This is a genomic window from Acinetobacter sp. ABJ_C1_1, assembly GCF_044684115.1.
Classification (GTDB): Bacteria; Pseudomonadota; Gammaproteobacteria; order Pseudomonadales; family Moraxellaceae; genus Acinetobacter; species Acinetobacter nosocomialis_A.
On sequence record NZ_JBITPU010000013.1, the window covers coordinates 19,909 to 40,689 of the forward strand.

The 20,781-nt window shown below is 40.2% G+C and carries 20 protein-coding genes; 12 read left to right on the forward strand and 8 right to left on the reverse strand.

Annotated features, from left to right (window positions below; all coding sequences use genetic code 11):
• Nucleotides 1-12 precede the first annotated feature (12 nt).
• Nucleotides 13-2,232, forward strand: coding sequence for a DNA topoisomerase IV subunit A (parC, locus tag ACG59Z_RS14095; protein ID WP_396519984.1), 2,220 nt, complete (start codon nt 13-15; stop codon nt 2,230-2,232).
• A gap of 297 nt (nt 2,233-2,529) precedes the next feature.
• The gene (locus tag ACG59Z_RS14100; RefSeq protein WP_311070233.1) at nt 2,530-4,209 is read left to right on the forward strand and encodes a long-chain-fatty-acid--CoA ligase; all 1,680 of its coding nucleotides are present in this window, start codon (nt 2,530-2,532) and stop codon (nt 4,207-4,209) included.
• 40 nt (nt 4,210-4,249) lie between these two features.
• Here ACG59Z_RS14100 and ACG59Z_RS14105 read toward each other — a convergent pair whose 3' ends face one another.
• Entirely contained in the window at nt 4,250-4,633 is a 384-nt protein-coding gene (locus ACG59Z_RS14105; RefSeq protein ID WP_311070232.1) for a hypothetical protein, read from the reverse strand.
• 106 nt (nt 4,634-4,739) lie between these two features.
• Between ACG59Z_RS14105 and ACG59Z_RS14110 the strand changes: the two genes are divergently transcribed.
• Both ACG59Z_RS14110 and ppa read left to right on the forward strand, forming a co-directional pair.
• Entirely contained in the window at nt 4,740-5,138 is a 399-nt protein-coding gene (locus ACG59Z_RS14110; protein ID WP_213064718.1) for an MAPEG family protein, read from the forward strand.
• Nucleotides 5,139-5,265: 127 nt separating this feature from the next.
• Nucleotides 5,266-5,790 carry an inorganic diphosphatase gene (gene ppa, locus ACG59Z_RS14115; RefSeq protein WP_002121243.1) on the forward strand — a complete coding sequence of 175 codons (525 nt, stop codon included), beginning with the start codon at nt 5,266-5,268 and terminating at the stop codon, nt 5,788-5,790.
• A gap of 107 nt (nt 5,791-5,897) precedes the next feature.
• Here the strand turns inward: ppa and ACG59Z_RS14120 are convergent, their stop codons facing one another.
• Nucleotides 5,898-7,217 (reverse strand): OprD family outer membrane porin, encoded by a 1,320-nt coding sequence (locus tag ACG59Z_RS14120; protein WP_311086995.1) that lies wholly within the window; start codon nt 7,215-7,217, stop codon nt 5,898-5,900.
• A gap of 961 nt (nt 7,218-8,178) precedes the next feature.
• On the opposite strand from ACG59Z_RS14120, the gene ACG59Z_RS14125 reads away from it, so the two are divergent.
• Nucleotides 8,179-9,003 (forward strand): TorF family putative porin, encoded by an 825-nt coding sequence (locus ACG59Z_RS14125; RefSeq protein ID WP_311070231.1) that lies wholly within the window; start codon nt 8,179-8,181, stop codon nt 9,001-9,003.
• A 43-nt stretch (nt 9,004-9,046) separates the two neighbouring features.
• Here the strand turns inward: ACG59Z_RS14125 and ACG59Z_RS14130 are convergent, their stop codons facing one another.
• Together ACG59Z_RS14130 and ACG59Z_RS14135 are read right to left on the reverse strand one after the other, a co-directional pair.
• Nucleotides 9,047-9,925, reverse strand: coding sequence for a dihydrodipicolinate synthase family protein (locus tag ACG59Z_RS14130; RefSeq protein ID WP_400199873.1), 879 nt, complete (start codon nt 9,923-9,925; stop codon nt 9,047-9,049).
• A 15-nt stretch (nt 9,926-9,940) separates the two neighbouring features.
• Nucleotides 9,941-10,717, reverse strand: coding sequence for an aldolase (locus ACG59Z_RS14135; RefSeq protein ID WP_400199875.1), 777 nt, complete (start codon nt 10,715-10,717; stop codon nt 9,941-9,943).
• A gap of 111 nt (nt 10,718-10,828) precedes the next feature.
• On the opposite strand from ACG59Z_RS14135, the gene ACG59Z_RS14140 reads away from it, so the two are divergent.
• Nucleotides 10,829-12,262 carry a PLP-dependent aminotransferase family protein gene (locus ACG59Z_RS14140; protein WP_400199877.1) on the forward strand — a complete coding sequence of 478 codons (1,434 nt, stop codon included), beginning with the start codon at nt 10,829-10,831 and terminating at the stop codon, nt 12,260-12,262.
• A 24-nt stretch (nt 12,263-12,286) separates the two neighbouring features.
• On the opposite strand, the gene ACG59Z_RS14145 is transcribed toward ACG59Z_RS14140, so the two are convergent.
• The 3 genes from ACG59Z_RS14145 to ACG59Z_RS14155 all read right to left on the reverse strand — a co-directional run bounded on the left by ACG59Z_RS14145 (nt 12,287) and on the right by ACG59Z_RS14155 (nt 14,712).
• Nucleotides 12,287-12,832: an NADPH-dependent FMN reductase gene (locus ACG59Z_RS14145; RefSeq protein WP_400199879.1), complete on the reverse strand. Its 546-nt coding sequence runs from the start codon at nt 12,830-12,832 to the stop codon at nt 12,287-12,289.
• A gap of 99 nt (nt 12,833-12,931) precedes the next feature.
• On the reverse strand, nt 12,932-14,419 hold the full coding sequence (locus ACG59Z_RS14150; RefSeq protein WP_400199881.1) for a YifB family Mg chelatase-like AAA ATPase: 1,488 nt from the start codon (nt 14,417-14,419) through the stop codon (nt 12,932-12,934).
• Between the two features lie 65 nt (nt 14,420-14,484).
• Nucleotides 14,485-14,712 (reverse strand): accessory factor UbiK family protein, encoded by a 228-nt coding sequence (locus tag ACG59Z_RS14155; RefSeq protein WP_002048939.1) that lies wholly within the window; start codon nt 14,710-14,712, stop codon nt 14,485-14,487.
• Nucleotides 14,713-14,991: 279 nt separating this feature from the next.
• Here ACG59Z_RS14155 and glnK point away from each other — a divergent pair, with 279 nt between their 5' ends.
• From glnK to ACG59Z_RS14185, 6 genes are all read left to right on the forward strand, one after another.
• Nucleotides 14,992-15,330: a P-II family nitrogen regulator gene (glnK, locus tag ACG59Z_RS14160; protein ID WP_000780326.1), complete on the forward strand. Its 339-nt coding sequence runs from the start codon at nt 14,992-14,994 to the stop codon at nt 15,328-15,330.
• 57 nt (nt 15,331-15,387) lie between these two features.
• Nucleotides 15,388-16,785: an ammonium transporter gene (locus tag ACG59Z_RS14165; protein ID WP_400199886.1), complete on the forward strand. Its 1,398-nt coding sequence runs from the start codon at nt 15,388-15,390 to the stop codon at nt 16,783-16,785.
• Between the two features lie 163 nt (nt 16,786-16,948).
• Nucleotides 16,949-17,407, forward strand: a complete 459-nt coding sequence (nrdR, locus tag ACG59Z_RS14170) for a transcriptional regulator NrdR (protein WP_000543541.1) — start codon at nt 16,949-16,951, stop codon at nt 17,405-17,407.
• Nucleotides 17,408-17,422: 15 nt separating this feature from the next.
• A complete protein-coding gene (ribD, locus tag ACG59Z_RS14175) occupies nt 17,423-18,508 on the forward strand; it encodes a bifunctional diaminohydroxyphosphoribosylaminopyrimidine deaminase/5-amino-6-(5-phosphoribosylamino)uracil reductase RibD (protein ID WP_400199889.1) in 1,086 nt (361 codons plus the stop codon).
• Nucleotides 18,505-19,797, forward strand: a complete 1,293-nt coding sequence (locus ACG59Z_RS14180) for a DNA adenine methylase (protein WP_001083669.1) — start codon at nt 18,505-18,507, stop codon at nt 19,795-19,797. Before ribD ends, ACG59Z_RS14180 begins: the two co-directional genes overlap by 4 nt.
• Nucleotides 19,798-19,839: 42 nt before the next feature.
• Nucleotides 19,840-20,499 carry a riboflavin synthase gene (locus ACG59Z_RS14185; RefSeq protein WP_004710964.1) on the forward strand — a complete coding sequence of 220 codons (660 nt, stop codon included), beginning with the start codon at nt 19,840-19,842 and terminating at the stop codon, nt 20,497-20,499.
• A gap of 60 nt (nt 20,500-20,559) precedes the next feature.
• Here the strand turns inward: ACG59Z_RS14185 and ACG59Z_RS14190 are convergent, their stop codons facing one another.
• Nucleotides 20,560-20,778 (reverse strand): hypothetical protein, encoded by a 219-nt coding sequence (locus ACG59Z_RS14190; protein WP_004883640.1) that lies wholly within the window; start codon nt 20,776-20,778, stop codon nt 20,560-20,562.
• Between the last annotated feature and the right edge of the window lie 3 nt (nt 20,779-20,781).

The following is a 20,781-nucleotide window of genomic DNA, read 5'->3' on the forward strand; positions in this document are numbered from 1 at the left end:
GATAAGCTGACTATGACCAGCCTTGCGCATCATGCGACAGAAAACCGCTCTGTAGCCGAATTTACTGAACAGGCTTACTTGAATTATGCCATGTACGTCATTATGGATCGTGCATTGCCGCATATCAGTGATGGCTTAAAGCCTGTACAGCGCCGTATTGTCTATGCCATGAGCGAGCTAGGCTTAAAAAATAGTGGCAAGCCAAAAAAATCAGCGCGTACAGTGGGTGATGTACTTGGTAAATACCACCCACATGGCGACTCGGCATGTTACGAAGCCATGGTACTCATGGCTCAGCCATTTAGTTATCGCTATCCTTTAATTGAAGGTCAAGGTAACTGGGGTTCACCCGATGACCCTAAGTCATTTGCTGCGATGCGTTATACCGAAGCCAAACTCTCGGCTTATAGTGAGTTGTTGCTGAGTGAGTTAGGTCAGGGTACCAGTGAATGGCAAGATAACTTTGATGGTTCGTTAAAAGAACCAATTACTTTACCTGCACGTGTACCGAATATTCTTTTGAATGGTACAACGGGTATCGCTGTGGGTATGGCGACTGATATTCCTCCGCATAATTTGCGTGAAGTTGTGAAGGGGACAATTGCTTTAATCCGTAACCCACAAACTTCAGACGAAAAATTAGCTGAATATATTCCGGCGCCAGACTTACCAACCAAAGCTGAAATTATTACTCCACCAGAAGAGCTACTTAAAATCCAGACGACTGGTCGTGGTAGTTACCGCATGCGAGCGGTTTATACCGTTGAAAAGCATGAAATCGTAATCACTGAGCTACCATATCAAGTCTCTGGTTCTAAAGTGATTACTCAAATTGCTGACCAGATGCAGGCGAAAAAGCTGCCTTTGGTGGTGGATATACGTGATGAGTCGGATCATGAAAACCCAACACGACTCGTGATTGTATTGCGCTCTAACCGTATCGATGCTGAAGCGGTGATGAGTCACTTATTTGCGACCACCGATTTAGAATCAAGCTATCGTGTCAATTTGAACATGATTGGCGAAGATGGTCGCCCTCAGGTGAAATCAATTCGTCGTATTTTGCTTGAATGGATTGAGATCCGTAAAAATACGGTCACTCGTCGTTTGCAGTATCATTTAAACCGTATTGAAAAGCGCCTACATATTTTGGCAGGTCTTTTAATTGCTTATCTCGATATTGATACTGTTATTCGTATTATTCGTGAAGAAGATCAGCCTAAACCAGTGTTGATGGAACACTTCAATATTGATGAGATACAGGCTGAAGCGATTTTAGAACTTAAATTACGTCACTTGGCAAAGCTTGAAGAGATGGAAATCCGTCAAGAACAAGATGAGCTTTCTGCGAAAGCTGCCATTATTCGTGAACAGTTGGAAAATCCTGAATCTCTAAAAAATCTGATTATTGGTGAATTAAAAGAAGACGCGAAAAAGTTTGGTGACGAACGCCGTTCTCCAATTGTTGCACGTGCTGAAGCGGTTCAAATTAAAGAACAAGATCTAATGCCAGCTGAAACGGTAACCGTTGTGTTGTCTGAAGCAGGTTGGGTTCGTGCGGCAAAAGGCGCAGATGTTGATGCTGAAAACCTGAACTACCGTGCAGGGGACCAATATTTAAGTCATGCTGTAGGTAAAACCAATCAACGGGTTTACTTCCTTGATGAAACAGGGCGTAGTTATGCCTTACCAATTAGCAGCTTACCTTCGGCTAGAGGTTTAGGCGATCCATTAAGTTCGAAACTGTCACCAGCAAGTGGCGTAGCGTTTATTCAGGCTTATTTAGATGATGAAGAATCTGAACTGATTGCTGCAAGCTCATCGGGTTATGGTTTTAAAACTCAAGTCAAACAATTAGATACCAATGCTAAAGCTGGTAAGACATTCTTAACGGTACCTGATAAGGCAAAAGCGTTACCGCTCATCTCCGCCCAAAACATGACGCATTTGGCTGTGCTGAGCTCGGCAGGACGTTTGTTAATTTTAGATTTGGCAGAACTACCAAATTTAAATAAAGGTAAAGGTAATAAGTTGATACAACTTGAAGCCAAAGAGCAGATTTTATCCATGACAACCCTGAACTTAGATGAAATAATTCAGGTGGTTGCAGGTCAACAACATCTAAAATTAAAAGGTGATGATCTACAAAAATACATGGGTAAACGTGCTTCGAAAGGTCAGCTCTTACCACGTGGATATCAAAAAGCAAATAAACTGTTGATTCAGAGATAAAGCTAGCGTCTGGCAACATAAATACGCTATATATGGCAACAAGTTCAAGCAATGAACTGAACTTGTTGGTATGGAATAATGATTAAAAGGGCAGCAATTTGGAGTACATAATTTGTACTCCATGCAAAAAATTTGGCAGGGTCAAATTGTCAAAACTTCTGTCTCATAATCTTGTTCGAAAGTGTCATGAATGTGCCAATAAGTTTTAAATATGTTCTGGCACCAAGAAGCTAAAGAATAGCTGGGGCATTGAATAACAGTTATTACTAAGGATTACGAATCGGAGATAATGGCATTATGGAAAAGATTTGGTTTGCAGAATACCAAAAGACAGGGATTCCAGAAACAGTAGCATTGCCTGCAGAAAATACCTCACTTGTTGATATTTTTGAGCGTAATTTCCAAAAATTTGGTTCTCGTGATGCCTTTATCTTTATGGATAAAGCCATGTCATTTAACGAGTTGGAACTTGCAAGCCGTAAGTTCGCGACCTATTTGCAAAATTTGGGGTTAGCAAAAGGTACGCGCGTTGCAGTAATGATGCCAAACGTATTGCAGTATCCTGTCGTGGCATTGGCGGTTTTCCGTGCTGGCTTGATTTTAGTGAATGTTAACCCGCTGTATACTGCGCGTGAGCTTGAGCATCAGTTAAACGACTCAGGTGCGGAAGTTCTTGTCATTATTGAGAACTTTGCGAGTGTTTACCAAAGTATTTTAGGAAAAACTCCGGTCAAACACGTCGTGGTTGCTTCTGTTGGAGATATGCTAGGAACACTGAAAGGTACTTTAGTGAACTTTGTTTTACGCAAAGTGCGTAAACAAATTCCAGCTTGGAACATTCCTGGTCATGTTAAGTTTAATAGCGCATTGAATAAAGAAAATCCAAGCAATTATAAGCGCCCGACTTTAACTCTAAGTGATACTGCCGTGCTTCAATATACCGGTGGTACAACAGGTGTTTCAAAAGGTGCTGAGCTGACTCACCGTAATTTAGTTGCTAACCTTTTACAGTGTGACGGTATTTTCCAAAGTAAATTTGGTGTAAATGAGGGTGCTAAAGGCGATCGTATTGTTTGTGCATTACCTCTTTACCATATTTTTGCGTTCATGGTTTGTGCGATGTACGGTATGTACAAAGGGCAGGCAAATATCTTGATTCCAAACCCACGTGATTTACCAGCCGTGATTAAGGAGTTACGTAAATATCAACCTTCTTTCTTCCCTGCAGTAAATACGTTATTTAATGCCTTAGTGAATAATGAAGAGTTCAAGCAGCTTGACCATAGCAATTTAAAAATGGCGATGGGCGGTGGTATGGCAGTTCTGCCTTCTACAGCAGAAGCTTGGAAGAAAATTACGGGCACAACCATTATTGAAGGTTACGGTTTATCGGAAACTTCTCCGGTAGCGACTGCAAACCCTCCAGCTTCTACTGAATTTAGTGGCACGATTGGTATTCCATTACCTTTAACAGAAGTTGCTATTTTAGATGATGACGGTAAAGAAGTACCTTTAGGTGAACAAGGCGAAATCTCAATCCGTGGTCCGCAAGTCATGAAGGGCTATTGGAACCGTCCAGATGAGACCGCTAAAGTGATGACAGCCGATGGTTTCTTCCGTACTGGTGACATTGGTGTAATGGACAGCCGTGGATATACAAAAATTGTAGATCGTAAAAAAGATATGATTTTGGTTTCAGGCTTTAACGTTTACCCAAGTGAAATTGAAGAAGTTATTGCTAAACATCCAAAAGTTTTGGAAGTTGCTGCAATTGGTGTTCCTGATGAAAAATCAGGTGAAGTGCCAAAACTCTTTATTGTGAAAAAAGATCCAAGTTTAACCACAGAAGAAATTTTGAACTTTGCTAAAGAAAACTTAACAGGCTACAAACGCCCTCGTTATGTTGAGTTTATGGATGAATTACCAAAATCAAATGTAGGTAAAATTTTACGTAAAGACTTACGTAAACCTGCTTAATCGTTAGTGAATAAAAAAGCGCCGTAGGGCGCTTTTTTATTTAGTGGCTTTTCATAAACCAGCGGTCTACATAAGGACGGCCGATTCCAACCATACCCACAAAAACAATCATTGTGCCAAGTTGTAAGCGCAAGTGAGATAAGTCAAGTTGGCCATAGCTGAGGTAATTATCTATAAGACAGTATACGGTAACTACAATGAGCCAATGCCATAAAGGAAGTCTTTTGACACCCACCGCAATAAAAGTAATTGTCAAAATGACAAAAGTACCTAATGTCGATTGCCAATTAAAATTCGCGCAAATTACACTCAGTAAAAAAGCGACGATGGGTAATACAATTTTGAATATAAGATCTACCTGAAGCTGGTTCTTCTTTTGCTTTTCTAAGACCTCGAGCAATTCTTTTTGATCAGGTTGTTGCATACATAGCCCTATAAATCAGTGATGACATGCGATTGCATAAAATTTCAGGTAAAAACGATGAGTTATGATAGCATGATCAACAGTATTTTCAGTGATGGATGGCACTATGCACGGCATCAGCAGCATTATCTATATTATTTTAGTGGCATGTTTGCTGCCATACGCATTTACCGTAATTGCAAAATTTAAGGGTGGTTTTCAGCCCTCGGATAATCATAACCCAAGAGATTTTCTTGCTAATACAAAGGGTATCGCTGCTCGGGCAAATGCAGTACAACAAAACAGTTTTGAAAGTTTACCTTTATTTTTAACAGCTATTTTGATGGCTGAATATATGGTGGTGCCTGAGTACTTTATTTTGAGATTGGGCTGGGCATATATTATTTTGCGCGTGATTTATGGCATTTGTTACTTAAGTAATTGGGCAACTTTGCGTTCGATTGTCTGGTTTTTATCATTGTTATGCCCAATATTTTTATTGATCGTGACAATTAAGCTGACTTGAGTGTCATTCTGTCGCCATTCATATCAACTTTCGCGTGTGTGCATTGTATAATCGGCATCATTTTGATGATATCCACGTTATAATCGAGTGGATTTTACATCTGACTTCATAACGAAAGAGTATTGATATGAGTTACAGCAATATCCCAGCAGGTAAAGATGCACCAAATGACATCTATGTCATCATTGAAATTCCTGCAAATGCAGCGCCAATTAAATATGAAATTGACAAAGATTCTGATGCATTGTTTGTAGACCGTTTCATGGGCACAGCAATGTTCTATCCAGCAAACTATGGTTATGTACCAAATACTTTGTCTGAAGATGGCGACCCATTAGACGTACTTGTTGTAACTCCACATCCTGTTGCTGCTGGTTCTGTAATTCGTTGCCGTCCAGTTGGTAAATTAAACATGGAAGATGACGGTGGTATCGACGCGAAATTAATCGCAGTTCCACACGAGAAATTATCTCCACTTTACAAAGACGTGAAGGAATATACAGATCTTCCTCCGTTGTTGATTAGCCAAGTTGAGCATTTCTTCAGCCACTACAAAGATTTAGAACCAGGCAAATGGGTAAAAATCAGTGGTTGGGAAGGTGCTGACGTTGCTAAAGCTGAAGTATTGAAAGCAATCGAAGCTGCTAAATAAGCTCTGATTTTATGAGCCTAGAGTGTCACAATTGATATTCTAGGCTCAATAAAAAACCTACCTGTGTTGCCAGAGGTAGGTTTTTTTATGCTTGATAGATCTATGAATTAGAATAATTTCACAGGAATATCAAGGAAGATACGCCATTCGTTTGTGTCACCGATGTACGCATTAGATTGGTAAGCATCACTTGCACGGTAGTAAGAGTTACGAATACGAAGGCTTGCATCTTTAGCAAAACCACTTTGTACTGTGTATTTTACTTGGTTGAAGAATTCGCGCTCTTGAGCATCGTCAGTTACATTACGAACTTTGATGTCCCAACCGTATACAAATGCAGTTGTCCAGTTCAAACCAGGTAATACACCTAATTTACCGAAATCAACGTTGTATTGAATTTGTGCAGATTTCTCGTGGTTACCGATGAAATCAGACATATAAGAGTTTGGTAAATAAATACTTTGGAAACCATCAGCATTTTGACCGTAGTCATAACCAACATTACCAGTGTTTTGTTGGTAAGCAAGCATAACACTATGTGGGCCAGTTGCATAAGTTCCTGAAACTGCCCAAATATTATTGGTCTTTTCTTCGCCAGCTACACCAGTCTTACCATAATTTGGTGCTACTGCTCCAGTTGCTGAGTAAGTAATAGCATCTTTATCAAACTTAGTGTGATAACCACTAAAGTCATAAGTTAATGAGCTGTCATTTGTTAAAGGTTGCTTAAAGTTCACATTAGCATAATGGCGTTCAAGCGCATTTTTACTGTCTAAGCCATAGTAAGAGGCATTTAAGTTGTCATTGAACTTATATTTACCACCCCAAACGATTGCACGATCAAGACCATTACCGTTTACATCAGCATCGGTATTAATTTGATCAGACATTTGGTCTTTAGTGAATTTACCAGCAACTAATTCAAGATTCTTGATTTCATGGCTTGTTAATAAAGTACCTGTAAAGTATTCAGGAACCATACGGCCAGTATTACTTGCTAAAACTGGTAAATCGAGTACTTGAGTACCGTAGCGTACAGTCGTATTTGAGAAACGAGCTTTAACGCTACCGCCACCACGACCCCAATGGTCATAAGCTGAACCATCATTGTGCTTAGGAATCATTTGGTTGCCAGCATGATTATTTTCACCGATTTTAAATGAACCGTCACCAACAACGCCTACACCGAAACCAACAATACCAGGGGTAAAGCCAGATTCAAGATTTACAATTGCCGATTGAGCAACTGAGCTAGTATCTTTCGCGCCCTGTTTTTTGTCGCGAGTTAGATAACCTGTACGGAAGAGAATAGAACCGTTCGCATCTTCAACAAATCCTTTTGCCTCACTTTGCTCGCTTGCCTGAGCTGAGGAAATTATTGCCGCAGAAATGAGAACTGCTAATGTAAGTTTTTGTGCATTTAGCATATTTAAAGAACCTCATAAAAACGATAAATCCTGTGCCTTGTTATAGTTCAGGGCCTAGGATTTCCATCAATTGTATAAGTAATCTATAAAAAAGATATATTTTTGTTGATTTTATTTTATATATGCTATGCAGAAATTGATTAATGTGCTACTGGTTATTTAGTAAATTTACCATTAGTCTTTTATACTTAATCTATTGTTTAAAATAAAAAAAGTAATTTATTTTTTAGTTGATTTTTACCATTTATTTTATATTCAAACTTCAAAAAATAGTTGATTCTTGTGTTCGTTTTTTATCCATTTTTACTGGATATGTTTACTTTTTAACCTTGTTTTGAGTTGATTTTTTCAACGATTTATTTTAAACATCCTTTAAATTGTTACAATATAACATTATTTTTAAAGCGCAATGTATAACAGTGGATTGTTATAAAAAGCCAATACAATTTAATTAAGCTGATCAAAATTAGTGCGATATTTTGCATAAATTCTGTGCAGTACTCTTTTTGTTTATATTATCGCTTAAAAAAGACCCAAAATAGTTCACCAGTTTTAACTCAGAAATAAATAAAGAAATGAAGTAAGTAAAAATGCTCACTCACAGATCATTACAAGTGCGGTCCTCAATAATTTACGTACTTTTTATATTTCGGCTTTAGATCTAAATAGAAAATTTACGCACATCAAATGAATACTTCTAAGCTCGGTAATAATTTCCGATAAGGGGTTTTTCTATGTTGAGCATTTTTAGCTTTGTAATAACTTTATTTTATTGCATTGTTTTTTATAAATATATTTTTATAAGCGTTAGGCGATATTTTCACTTTAAAAAGAATTTGATTTCAAAACTCATGCAACAGGGCGATACGAAATATGGACTTGGCACAGCAATTGCTAAAGCTTAAGTAACAAAATTTGTTTAATTCAATTAAATCGTGCGTTCATTGTGGGGGAGATCAAAATGATGAAATTTGCACTTAAAGCAGTAGCATTCGGCGTACTCACGGCAGGTTCAACCATGGTTATGGCTGAAAATGCTCCATCATCTTTTTACGGAATCACGACAACGGGTAGTGTAGCAGCGACCACAGACTATCGCTTCCGTGGTGTTACTCAATCCTCAAATAACCCTGCCATTCAAGGTGGTTTTACTTTTACTCATAAATCAGGTGCTTATTTATCACTTTGGGGCTCGAGTGTTGATTTTGGCGTAACAGGCAACTCAACTGAAACAGATGTCGCTTTGGGTTATACCAATACTTTAAAGTTATCCGATAAACTTGCACCAACTTATGATGTAGGTGTAATCCATTATGGTTACATCGGTTCGGGCCATAGTTTTGACCGTAACGGTATCGGTTACGATGGCAAAAACGGATTAGATTTTAATGAAGTGTACGGTAAGTTAACGTTTGCCGACTCTTTATTTAAAGGCGATGCACTTAGTGTAGGCGTTAACTATTCAAATGATTACTGGGCTAACTCTAAACAGTTCTGGTATTTTAATGTTGGTTATTCAGCGCCAATTGCAAACACTGGATTTACTGGGCTTGCATCAGTTGGTTATAACAAATTTAAAAATAAAGAAGCTTTAGCTGTAGTTGCGGGTGGTCCTGGTACGGACGACAGCTATATCGATTATAAAGTTGGTGTAAATCGTAACATCTTAGGTATTTTGGCTGAGCTAGACGTAGTGGGTACTGATGTGAGTACTTCTGGTATGACAGACGCTCAGAAAAAACCTTATGACGCTGGCTTAGTGTTTAGTTTAACTAAAACTTTCTAAGTTTATCCTGCAGAAAAGCGGGTAAATAACCCGCTTTTTTTAATTAATTTTCTATTTCAGAAAGTAGTTGTTTTAACTGATTAAGTTCAACATCCGTGGCTTTAGATAAAGGTTTACGTGGTAAACCAGCAGAAATACCTTGTAGCTGTAAACCTGCTTTAATTGTTTTTGGTAATCCACCATTTACGATAAAGCGTAGTAGAGGAAGTTGTTGATAAAATGATTTTTGGGCCTGTTCTAATTCACCATTTTTTACATGGTCGATAAGTTGTTGAGGTTGTTGACCTAACAGATTTGGTGCTGCTGTACACCAACCACTTGCTCCAGCACATAAAGCTTCTAAAGCTAGAGGATTACATCCGTTATAAAACGGAAGTTCTCCTTTTGAGAGCTCATAAATTTTATGCATGCGCTGAATATCACCGCTACTTTCTTTTACCATCGTGATGTTTGCAATGTTGTTAAACATGCGCACGATTAATTCTGGAGACATATCAACACCACTCGTTGCAGGGTTGTTATACACCATAATTGGCAAAGTCGTTGCTTGTGCAATCGATTGATAATATTCAAAAATCTCTTGATCTGTTAGCTTCCAATAAGATACAGGAATCACCATAAGTGCATCTGCACCATAGCTTTGCGCGATCTGCGCTTTTTTGATGGTTTGATCCGTCGTGAGTTCTGAAATTCCAATAATGACAGGTACACGTTTATTAATGCTTTCAATTGAAGTTTTAGCGACTAAGCACCATTCATCCCATTCAAGATAAGCACTTTCGCCTGTACTGCCTAAAGGTGCAATCGCGTCGCAGCCATTTTCAATAAGCAAGTCGAGCATCTGTTTTAGAACAGGAAGGTTAATGGTGTTGTCATCAAAAAATGGAGTAACAGGGTAGCCAATAATGCCGTTTAGTTTCATGGTCGAAATCTCTTTTTAAATACAGTCAGAATGTTTTTTCAAAGCTTTACGTGCGTAGTAAGCAAAGTTGACTTTGTTGCGTTTATCGGTAGATACCCAGTCATGAGCTTCTGTGGCTAAATCGTGTGGGATCGGCTGAATTTGCCCGGCAGACATGGCTAAAAGTTGCAGTTGAGCTGCGCGTTCAATTAAAAGAGCCAAGTTACAGGCTTCTTCGATAGTTTTTCCTGTGACCAGTTGACCGTGGTGAGACAACAAAACAGCGCGGTTTTTACCCAGAGCAGAAGAAATCAAAATACCTTCTTCGTTGCCTACAGGAACACCCGGCCAATGGCCTACAAATGAGCAATCTTCGTAAAGTGCACAGACATCCATTTGAGAAATCATGAGCGGCATTTGAAGCATGGAAAGAGCAGCTACATGGGTAGGATGTGTATGGATAATGCAGTTCACTTCGGGATGTTCTTTATAAATCCATGTGTGAAAACGGTTAGCTGGGTTTGCCATTCCTTCTTGATTGATTGGTTCTAAATCTTGATTTACCTCAAGTAAGTTTGAGGCAGTAATTTCATCAAAACCTAAACCAAAACGTTGGGTAATAAAGGAATCTTTATTTGGGCTGCGGCAAGTGATTTGACCTGCTAAGCCAGCATCATGGCCATGGTCAAATAAAATACGACAAGTGAGTGCAAGCTTTTGGCGGTCAGTTAAATCTGAGTCGCTAATCCACTTTTGCATGTCTTGCTGTGCGTGTTGCATCAGCTCTTGTTTATTTATAGAAGCAGTCTTCATCTCTTCTCCAGTCCAGTTGACCAAATTAAGTAGGTGAAGGCAGAATAGAAAATAACTGGATGAATCAATACATCCAGTTTTTATAAGTTATATGGTCCAGATGGGGCAAATATGCTAAGACCTTGGCAAGTACATTTTCGTATCGATGAAAGAGAAGAAAAAACAGTTTTTTTAAAGCTTACTAACTTGATTAGTCAGGAAATTTTAAGTGGCCGTTTGGTGCAAGGAACTATGTTGCCAGGGTCTCGTAGCTTGTCAAAAGAACTAGGGATTAATAGAAAAACAGTACAAGCAGTCTATGAAGAATTAGAAGCACAAGGATGGCTGGTGACTCGTCCCAGAAAAGGCACATTTGTGGCAGATGTTTTGCCAGAAAAACAGTTTCAAATAGAGCTAGTATCTGAGCGAAAATTTAATGATAAGCCGATTATTCAAGAAGCTGCCTTATACCCACATAACGATGGTGTGCCAGATCCACGGCTTATTCCCTACGAATTATTTTCGAGGGCCTATCGACATGCACTGATTAAAATTACGCAAAACCAGTACATGGGATATGGTGACCCACGAGGTATGGTTGAGCTAAGACAGGCTTTACAACAAATGTTGTCAATGGAACGTTTTATGAATGTTGCTGAAGATGAGATTTGTATTGTACGTGGTAGCCAGATGGGAATTTTTCTTGCCTCTCGAGCATTACCCAATCGGCAGGGCGTTATCGTTATTGAGGAATTGTATTATCCATCTGCTTTTAAAGCATTTCAATCAAATGGCTTTCAAGTGGTTTCTGTCAAATTAGATGAACAAGGTATCGTCATTGACGACCTAAAACGGATTTTACAAGAGCACTCAGTTGCTGCCATTTATACAACTCCGCATCACCAATATCCTACAACTGTCACCATGACCATGTCTCGCCGTCTTCAACTCTTAGAGCTTTTAAAAAAATGGGGGGTTTATATTATTGAAGACGACTATGACCACGAATTCCATTATGACAGCCGGCCTATGCCACCCTTAGCAAGTTTGCCTCATTCTGAATTAGTCATTCATGTGGGTTCATTGTCTAAAGTTTTTGCACCCGGTATTCGCTTGGGTTACATCGTGGCATCTTCACCAATCATTCAATCCATTACTGAAGATATTTTATTGATTGATCGGCAAGGTAATAACATTACGGAACTTGCGTTAGCAGATTTAATGCAGCGAGGGGAGATCAAACGACACATCCGTAAAATGAAAAAAATATATCAACTACGCCGTGACCATGCCTTAGCTGAGTTTCAGCGAGTTTTTGCTGAGTCTATTCAGATACAACTACCTGCGGGCGGAATGGCTTTATGGGTGAAGTTCCAGAAACCATTTACTCAAGATCAGCTTATAAAGTTAAAAGAACTCAATATTGATACAGAGCATAAGTTTAAACAAATTGGGTCTTCTAATTGTTGTATTCGCTTGGGTTTTGCTGCTTTATCAGAGAAAGAAATTACTGCTTTAATCGAGAAGCTAAATGAGATTCTTAATAAAAGAACAATGAACTCATAATCCGCTATTTCATTTTAAGAAAGTTCACTCTAATTGATCGTGATACTTTTGAATTTCTGAGACAAAGCTAAGCAGGAACGGTGTAACTTGTGACTTATATTCTTCAGTATGTAGCATTTCAAAAATTTGTTCAGGCGATTTGCTAAGAAGAGAGAAGCGTAAAAATAAATCTTCAAAGAAGTTGCTGCTCACTGTCGAAAGTACTCTTCTTAAAGAGATTAGCATGTCGTCACCGCGACTAGATGCATGAACTAGAACAATGGGCTTGTCTATGATTTCGGTACGGGAAACCATCCAATCAATTGCATTTTTAAGACCGCCCGGAATACAACGAATATATTCAGGACTTGAGATAATAATGCCATCTGCGTCAGAAACCGATTTGATGAAATCTTCCACTACAGTAGGCGTTTTTTCTCCTTCATTATCTGGAGAAAAGATAGGAAGACTATTAATTTGATCGAAAACTGAAAACTCAATAATGGACGGTGCTATATCCTTCATTGCTTTTAATAGCGCTGTATTGGTAGATACTTTTCTTGCACTACCGGAGATAGCCAAAATTTTCATAGCGTCCTCTTTTTGCCTTTTTATATAGGCATTAATAAATTCTTTAATGAACAACTCATAACATATTAAAAAAGCGGATACACGATCCGCTTTTTTATTTTAAGAATGATTGCCTCGATAAGAGAGTGCTTCTGTGAGATGAGGACTTTGAATCATCTCACTTTGAGCCAAATCGGCAATGGTCCGTGCTACTCGTAAAACCCGATGATAAGCACGTGCAGATAAATTTAAACGCTGCTGAGCCATTTCAATCATTCGCTGTGACGTGTCATCCAGAATAGCGAACTGCTCTAATTGTTTAGGCGAAAGCGCTTGATTTAAACAATTTTGTCTTTGCATTTGTTGTTCATAAGCTGAAATTACACGCTGTCTTACAGCCGTAGAACCTTCAACAGGCGTTGGATCTTGTAGTTCCTGAGCTTTTAAAGGTGGTACATCAATATGTAAATCGATACGGTCAAGTAAAGGTCCTGATATACGATTTTGATAACGTTTAATACTCTCTGGTGAACACTGACAACGACTGTCTTGATTAAATGCGTAACCACATGGGCAGGGGTTCATCGCTGCAATGAGTTGAAAGTTTGCAGGATAAGTAATTTGCCGAGCTGCTCGTGAAATAATAATTTCTTTTGACTCGAGCGGCTGGCGTAAGACTTCTAATACTTTGCGATCAAACTCGGGCAATTCATCTAAGAATAGAACACCTAAATGCGATAATGTAATTTCACCCGGTTTAGGGTGAGAACCGCCCCCAACTAGTGCAATTGCTGATGCTGTATGGTGGGGTGCACGAAAAGGACGCTGTCCAAAAGTATGAGGCGTATTTGAGATAGAATAAATGCTAGCAACTTCAAGCGTTTCTTGAGTAGAGAGAGGCGGTAAAATTGAAGGAAGACGTGAGGCGAGTAAAGTCTTACCTGTGCCCGGTGGCCCTTTAAAGAGCAAGGAGTGCCCTCCAGCGGCTGCAATTTCTAGTGCACGACGTGGGCGTAGCTGACCTTTTACATCTGCAAGGTCAAATTTATACGGCATGTCATTTGAGCGGGAAGATGATTGCACCTGAGATAGCTTGGTATTTCCTAAAAAGTGTTCACAAACTTCTTTTAAATGGCCCACCGGATAACACTCAAGATTTGGTAAATGACTAATATCCTGACTATTATCGACTGGTAAAACAATTTTATGCTGGGCTTGCTGGCATGCCATTGCTAAAGTTAAGGCGCCTGATACAGGTCTTACATGACCGTCTAGTGCTAACTCTCCAATAAATTCAAAGTCTTCTGTGCAGTTCTCTGGAAGCTGACCTGAGGCAATTAATATCCCTAATGCAATCGGTAAATCTAAACGTGAACCATCTTTGGGCAAATCTGCGGGAGCAAGATTAATGGTCAGCCGTTTAGTCGGAAACTGAAATCCACTATTAATAATGGCTGAGCGAACCCTGTCTTTACTTTCCCTCACTGCCGCTTCAGCTAGCCCGACAATCGTCAGAGAGGGTAAGCCTTGACTCACATGCACCTCTACCTCTATGAGAGGGGCATGCAAACCTAAAAGTCCCCGAGTATAAATTTTAGAAAAAGACATCTTATTGTTCCATTATGGTGCTTAATTTTTAATCGTTGTAAAGTGTAAGTGCGCTACATTGGTGCTTATTTTTTATTTTTTAAAGTTTCTTCTAATAGACTCACTTGTTTTTGTAGCTCTTCTAAACGTTGGTTGGCTAAATGAAGTGCGGTTTTTTGTCTTTCGATTTCTTGTTTAGACACGAGGTCTAATTTCTCGACAGTTTCATTTAATAATGCACGTAAGTTTTTTTCTAAATCTTTTTTAGGCTCGTCAATTTGTTCCAAAATAGCCTGTAATAGAGTTTCTAGCATGAGATATCCAAACTGTTGTATTACCTTATGCTTGCCAGTTTAACACTGCTTGAACCTCGGATATAGGCTTCTCGGCTTTTCCATATTGGATAACGATAAAACGAAATAAAAACAGGACTGCAAATTCATTTTATTTTTAGTAGCTCATCTACATCTTGATAACTAAATAGGTTATAAAGAAAGCTCATGCAAAAGATTCATCTCCTCCAACCTTTGAAATATTGGCATGAAAATTGAACATAAAACCTTACTGGTGAAAAGAAGCCGAAGGAAACAAACATGAAGCTTGTAACTGCAATTGTAAAACCGTTTAAATTGGATGATGTGCGTGAAGCACTCTCTGACATTGGTGTACAAGGGATTACCGTAACTGAAGTTAAAGGTTTTGGTCGTCAAAAAGGGCATACAGAACTTTACCGCGGCGCGGAGTATGTGGTTGATTTCTTACCTAAAGTAAAAATCGAAATTGCGATTAGCGATGAAATGGTCGACGCAGTAATTGAGTCAATTACTCGTGTGGCAAGCACTGGGAAAATCGGCGACGGTAAGATTTTTGTGACTAACCTGGAACAAGTCATCCGTATCCGTACGGGTGAAACAGGACCAGATGCTGTCTAAATTGGCACAAAGCTTGCTGAGCAATAAATAGCTCGCAAATGAGGTTGGGGGACACGAATGAAAAAAATGCTTATGGCGCTGAGTCTAACAGGCGCACTTTTGGGTGGTACTGCCGCTTGGGCAGAAGAGACTGTAACAACACCGACATCTGAGGTTACAGCAACATCAACGTCTGCAGCTCCTGCAACAACTGCAGCAGCACCAGCCGCCGCAGTAACTCCGGCAGCTCCAACACCGACACCAAAACTCGATACCGGCGATACATCTTGGATTTTAGTGTCAACAGCTTTAGTACTGTTGATGACGATTCCTGGCTTGGCATTATTCTACGGCGGTATGGTCCGTAAGAAAAACGTCTTAAGTACCATGATGTTCAGCCTTTCTGCTGCAATTTTGGTAAGTTTGCTTTGGGTGATTGCGGGTTATTCAATCGCGTTCTCTGGCACAGGTGCATACTTTGGTGACTTGTCTAAAGCTATGCTCAATGGTGTAGGCTTTAATGCACTAAGTGGAACAATTCCTGAAAGCTTGTTTGTTATTTTCCAAATGACTTTTGCCATCATTACTGTCGCAATTTTGAGTGGTTCGATTGCTGATCGTATGAAATATTCAGCTTTCATGGCCTTTATTACAATTTGGGTACTTGTGGTTTATGCGCCAATTACTCACTGGGTGTGGGCAACAGATGGTTGGTTATTTAAAGCAGGTGCATTAGATTTTGCTGGTGGTACAGTTGTACATATCAACTCTGGTGTTGCTGGTTTAGTCGCAGCTTACATGCTTGGTAAACGTATTGGCCTTGGCCGTGAATCTATGGCACCGCATAACTTAACTTTAACTGTAATCGGTGCAAGCTTACTTTGGGTGGGTTGGTTCGGCTTCAATGGTGGTAGTGCGTTAGGCGCTGGTGCTCGTGCAAGTATGGCAATTCTTGTTACTCAAGTTGCTGCCGCTGCTGCTGCGTTCTCTTGGTTGGTTGTAGAACGTATGATTCGTGGTAAAGCTTCTGTATTAGGTGGTGCATCTGGTGCTGTGGCTGGTTTGGTTGTGATTACACCAGCAGCTGGTTTCGTCGGTGTCGGCGGAGCTTTAGTGATGGGCTTAATTGGTGGTGTGGTCTGCTTCTGGGGTATTACAGCACTTAAACGTTTACTTAAAGCAGATGATGCATTGGATGCTTTTGGTTTACATGCGGTAGGTGGTATTGTCGGCGCAATTTTAACTGGCGTGTTCTATAGTGATGAAATCATCAAAGCAGCTAGTGTGACTTTAGCTCCAACATTTGCAGGTCAATTGTGGGTACAAGTTGAAGGTGTACTTGCAACTATGGTTTACAGTGGTATTGCAACCTTCATTATTCTTAAAGTGATTGATATTGTGATTGGTCTGCGTGTTAATGCCGATGATGAACGTATGGGTCTGGATTTAAGCCAACATGGCGAACGTATTGAATAATTCGTAATATATCTGCTGTCTTAAAAAGAACAGTCTTGCGCTGTAATCAAAGCGATGCTTTGATCTGGCTCAGGACTGTTTTTTTGTCTCATAGAATGCTGGTTCTGTAAGTGTAGAAATTTTGCTACACTAGGTCAAAGTAATTGACCCTATTAAGTCCGCTATGCATTGTCCATTTTGCAACGCCGCAGATAGTAAAGTCATCGATTCGCGTCTAGCCGCAGAAGGCTGTCAGATTCGTCGACGTCGTGAGTGTGTAAGTTGCGGTGAACGTTTTACCACTTTTGAAAGCTATGAAGTGGTGATGCCCCGTGTGATCAAATCGAATGGAAAAAATGAACCGTTCGATGAGGCGAAGCTACGTCGTTCGCTTATGCATGCCTTACAAAAACGTCCAGTGACACAAGAGCAGATCGAAACAGTTTTAAGTGATATTCAATTGCAAATTCGCCGTTTGGGTGAGCGTGATGTGAAATCCAGAACGATTGGTGAGATTGTCATGCAATCTTTATTTGCACTTGACCACGTTGCCTATGTTCGTTTTGCTTCGGTTTATCAAGACTTTCAGGATGTTGAAGCGTTTCGCCGCCAAATTGAGCAAATGCAACAACGTGAGCACTAATCATTTGAGATTTTTATGTCTGAGTTAAAACAAGATCAATACTGGATGCAGCAAGCCATTGAACTTGCCAAACGAGGACTCTATTCGACCAAGCCTAATCCAAATGTTGGTTGTGTCATCGTCAAAGATAATCAGGTGATTGGTGAAGGTTTTCACCCTAAAGCTGGTCAGCCCCATGCTGAAGTTTTTGCTTTACGCGAGGCGGGTGAACAGGCACAAGGCGCAACCGCTTATGTAACGCTTGAACCGTGTGCTCATTATGGACGAACACCTCCGTGTGCTGAGGCACTTGTAAAGGCACAAGTTAAAAAAGTGGTTGTGGCATGTCCCGACCCAAACCCGCTTGTTGCAGGTAAAGGTGTTCAAATTTTAAGAAATGCTGGTATTGAAGTAGAAATCGGTATTTGTGAAGACTTAGCAGCCAAACTTAATCAAGGCTTTTTAAAAGCGATGTCTACGGGCATGCCATATGTACGTTTAAAAGTCGCCTCAAGTCTAGATGGGCGTACTGCAATGGCATCTGGTGAGTCGAAGTGGATTACGGGTTCTGCTGCCCGTCAAGATGTTCAACATTGGCGTGCCATTTCAGGTGCAGTGATTACAGGCATTGATACTGTAATTGCTGATGATTGCCAGCTGAATGTACGTTCACTCCATAATATTGATATCGAGACGGTTGCTCAGCCAAAACGAGTAATTCTAGATCGGAGAGGGCGTTTACCGCTCACCGCTAAAATTTTAGAAAATCCTGAAACTGTCATGGTGATGGGGCCATATCGTCAGGAACTTGCTGACTTAGGCGTGATACAATTAGAAATTCAGCCTTTAAAAACACTATTACAGGCCTTATCTAAGCAATACCAAATTTATGATGTGCTGGTTGAAGCTGGCGCAACATTGTCTACCGCCTTTTTGCAAGAAGGTTTGGTGGATGAAATGATCAGTTATGTTGCCCCGACTTTATTGGGGCAAAGTGCAAGAGCCATGTTCAACGCAGATTTTGAATATATGGCACAGCAACTTCGTTTTAAACTTCTTGATGTAATACAACTTGATCAAGATATACGCTTAAGGTTAATCCCTACGCAAGAGAAAGTATGAATTCAGAGCCTTCGGTTTACCACAAACGTCGTCATGCAGCCCGCACGACAGACGAATATCTTTTTCATCAGCTTGTACCATACTTGGGTAACAAGCGCCGATTGCTCCACTTGATTTTAGAAGCTCTGGAAATTACAGGGACGCTGAATAGCAAGAAAAAGAATCCTCCGATTTTTGCCGACTTCTTTGCTGGTAGTGGTGTAGTGTCTCGTTTGGCACGTCAAAATGGTTACCGTGTGATTGCAAATGACTGGGAACCTTATAGCCATGCGTTAAATCATGCGATTTTAGCTTGTGTCGATGCACCAGCCTTTAAAGAGCTTGGTGGGTATCAGAAAGCCATCGATTATTTAAATCGCTTACCTGAGGTTAAAGGTTGGGTAACGCATAACCTTTGCCCTCGTAACGATGATGTCTATGATCCGTCGCGTGACCGTTTGTTCTTTAAGCGTCGTAATGGTATGCGCATCGATGCGATTCGCCAGCAAATTGCAACATGGCAGGCCCAAGGCGCAATCAATGATGTAGAAATGAGTGCTTTACTTGCACCATTACTCTACTCAGCAAGTTTTGTGAGTAATACCAGTGGTGTATTTAAAAGCTTCCATCAAGGGTGGGGCGGACGTACACAAACGGCACTAGAACGTATTGAATCATTGCTGTGGCTTACACCTAGCCGTTTTTGTGAGATCGGTGACCGTAAACGCCCAGCTGCTGAAATGTGGTGCGTAGATGCTCAGCATCTAGCAAATCAGATGAGTGGTTTTGAAGTAGATGTAGCCTATCTTGATCCACCTTATAACCAGCATGCTTATAGTAGTAACTACCACGTTTTAAATGCATTGACGTTATGGGATCAAGTCGATTTACCACCGCCAGATACCAAAGGCTATAAGAGTGGTATTGACCGTGCATGGCGTAAAGAGCGTCCAAGTCCGTACAACTCGTCTAAACATGCAAAAGATGCGTATGAAAAATTACTTTCAACCATCAATGCACGTTATATTCTGACCAGTTATTCGACCGATGGTAACATTGAGCCAAAAGATTTACTGATGGCCAATTTGGAACGTGGAAAAGTCACTTTACTGACTCAAGATGTTCCACGTTATCGCGTAAGTAAACAACGACAGTCAGAGCGCGCACGTGTGCTTGAGTTTATTGTGATTACCGATACTCATGCCAAACCAGGACCGCCATTACGTCAATTGTTAGGCCAGCTTTACCACTTTGCCGAGCTAGGTGGTGTAGATACTTCAGGTAACAGTACGCAGCTCGCACTTTGGTAAGCGCTGCAATTTAAGCAGTGTAAAAGATTTGGAGATTGAGCCATGTTTACAGGCATTATTGAAAGTTTAGGTAAAGTAGAAAGCCTGCAAAGTGTAGGTGGCGATGTGCGTTTACGTATTCAAACCGATTTGGATATGTCTGATGTACATTTGGGTGACTCAATTGCAACCAATGGAATCTGTCTCACCGTGATTGAGTGGGGTGACAATTGGTACGCAGCAGATGTTTCTCGCGAAAGTTTAAACCGTACTACTTTGGGTAACTGGAAAGTGGGTCAACGTGTCAATGTTGAAAAAGCGATGCTGCCGACAACCCGTTTTGGTGGACACATTGTTAGTGGTCACGTTGATGGCGTAGGTGAAATTACCGTAGTACGTGAAGATGCTCGCTCAATTTATTATGAAGTGACAGCGCCTGTAGAACTTGCTAAATATTTGGCAGAGAAAGGTTCTGTAACTGTAGATGGTATTAGTTTAACCATTAACCATTTGCGCGGTAATATTTTAAGTTTGAACTTAATTCCACACACAGCAGAACGTACCAATATTGGAACATGGCAAGTAGGTAGCAAAGTTAACCTTGAAGTCGATGTATTAGCACGTTATATCGAGCGTTTATTACTGGGTGATAAAGCTGCTGAACAGAAGACCGAGTCAAATATTAGTATGGCTTTCTTGGCTGAAAATGGTTTTTTAAAATAAAATTTTAAATCGCCAAAATAAAAAAACCGGACGCTTGTTCCGGTTTTTTTATTTTAAAAATTAATGCTTGGTGAGAGTAACCGAATGTGTACCGACCCATGGTTTATTGTGCTGGGTGCGTGTAATTGAAAACTCACCTTTTTCTGACGCTCGTGTAAGCAAGATTGAAAGTGAATTAAAGTCGTTGTGACTCATATAAAGTTCTTGTGCTGAAAATGTCCATTGCTCACCCTGATTAAGCTGCTCAAGTTGCGTTGAAATCTGATGTGGAATGTCCATTTT

Coding starts and splice junctions, on each gene's coding strand:
- ACG59Z_RS14155 (WP_002048939.1), bottom strand. CDS start 14,712: ATGCTAGAAACTCTATTACAGGCTATTTTGGAACAAATTGACGAGCCT.
- ribD (WP_400199889.1), top strand. CDS start 17,423: ATGTCTGAGTTAAAACAAGATCAATACTGGATGCAGCAAGCCATTGAA.
- ACG59Z_RS14140 (WP_400199877.1), top strand. CDS start 10,829: ATGCTAAGACCTTGGCAAGTACATTTTCGTATCGATGAAAGAGAAGAA.
- ACG59Z_RS14120 (WP_311086995.1), bottom strand. CDS start 7,217: ATGCTAAATGCACAAAAACTTACATTAGCAGTTCTCATTTCTGCGGCA.
- nrdR (WP_000543541.1), top strand. CDS start 16,949: ATGCATTGTCCATTTTGCAACGCCGCAGATAGTAAAGTCATCGATTCG.
- ppa (WP_002121243.1), top strand. CDS start 5,266: ATGAGTTACAGCAATATCCCAGCAGGTAAAGATGCACCAAATGACATC.
- ACG59Z_RS14125 (WP_311070231.1), top strand. CDS start 8,179: ATGATGAAATTTGCACTTAAAGCAGTAGCATTCGGCGTACTCACGGCA.
- ACG59Z_RS14105 (WP_311070232.1), bottom strand. CDS start 4,633: ATGCAACAACCTGATCAAAAAGAATTGCTCGAGGTCTTAGAAAAGCAA.
- ACG59Z_RS14165 (WP_400199886.1), top strand. CDS start 15,388: ATGAAAAAAATGCTTATGGCGCTGAGTCTAACAGGCGCACTTTTGGGT.
- ACG59Z_RS14180 (WP_001083669.1), top strand. CDS start 18,505: ATGAATTCAGAGCCTTCGGTTTACCACAAACGTCGTCATGCAGCCCGC.
- parC (WP_396519984.1), top strand. CDS start 13: ATGACCAGCCTTGCGCATCATGCGACAGAAAACCGCTCTGTAGCCGAA.
- ACG59Z_RS14145 (WP_400199879.1), bottom strand. CDS start 12,832: ATGAAAATTTTGGCTATCTCCGGTAGTGCAAGAAAAGTATCTACCAAT.
- ACG59Z_RS14130 (WP_400199873.1), bottom strand. CDS start 9,925: ATGAAACTAAACGGCATTATTGGCTACCCTGTTACTCCATTTTTTGAT.
- ACG59Z_RS14135 (WP_400199875.1), bottom strand. CDS start 10,717: ATGAAGACTGCTTCTATAAATAAACAAGAGCTGATGCAACACGCACAG.
- ACG59Z_RS14150 (WP_400199881.1), bottom strand. CDS start 14,419: ATGTCTTTTTCTAAAATTTATACTCGGGGACTTTTAGGTTTGCATGCC.
- ACG59Z_RS14100 (WP_311070233.1), top strand. CDS start 2,530: ATGGAAAAGATTTGGTTTGCAGAATACCAAAAGACAGGGATTCCAGAA.
- glnK (WP_000780326.1), top strand. CDS start 14,992: ATGAAGCTTGTAACTGCAATTGTAAAACCGTTTAAATTGGATGATGTG.
- ACG59Z_RS14110 (WP_213064718.1), top strand. CDS start 4,740: ATGCACGGCATCAGCAGCATTATCTATATTATTTTAGTGGCATGTTTG.
- ACG59Z_RS14185 (WP_004710964.1), top strand. CDS start 19,840: ATGTTTACAGGCATTATTGAAAGTTTAGGTAAAGTAGAAAGCCTGCAA.
- ACG59Z_RS14190 (WP_004883640.1), bottom strand. CDS start 20,778: ATGGACATTCCACATCAGATTTCAACGCAACTTGAGCAGCTTAATCAG.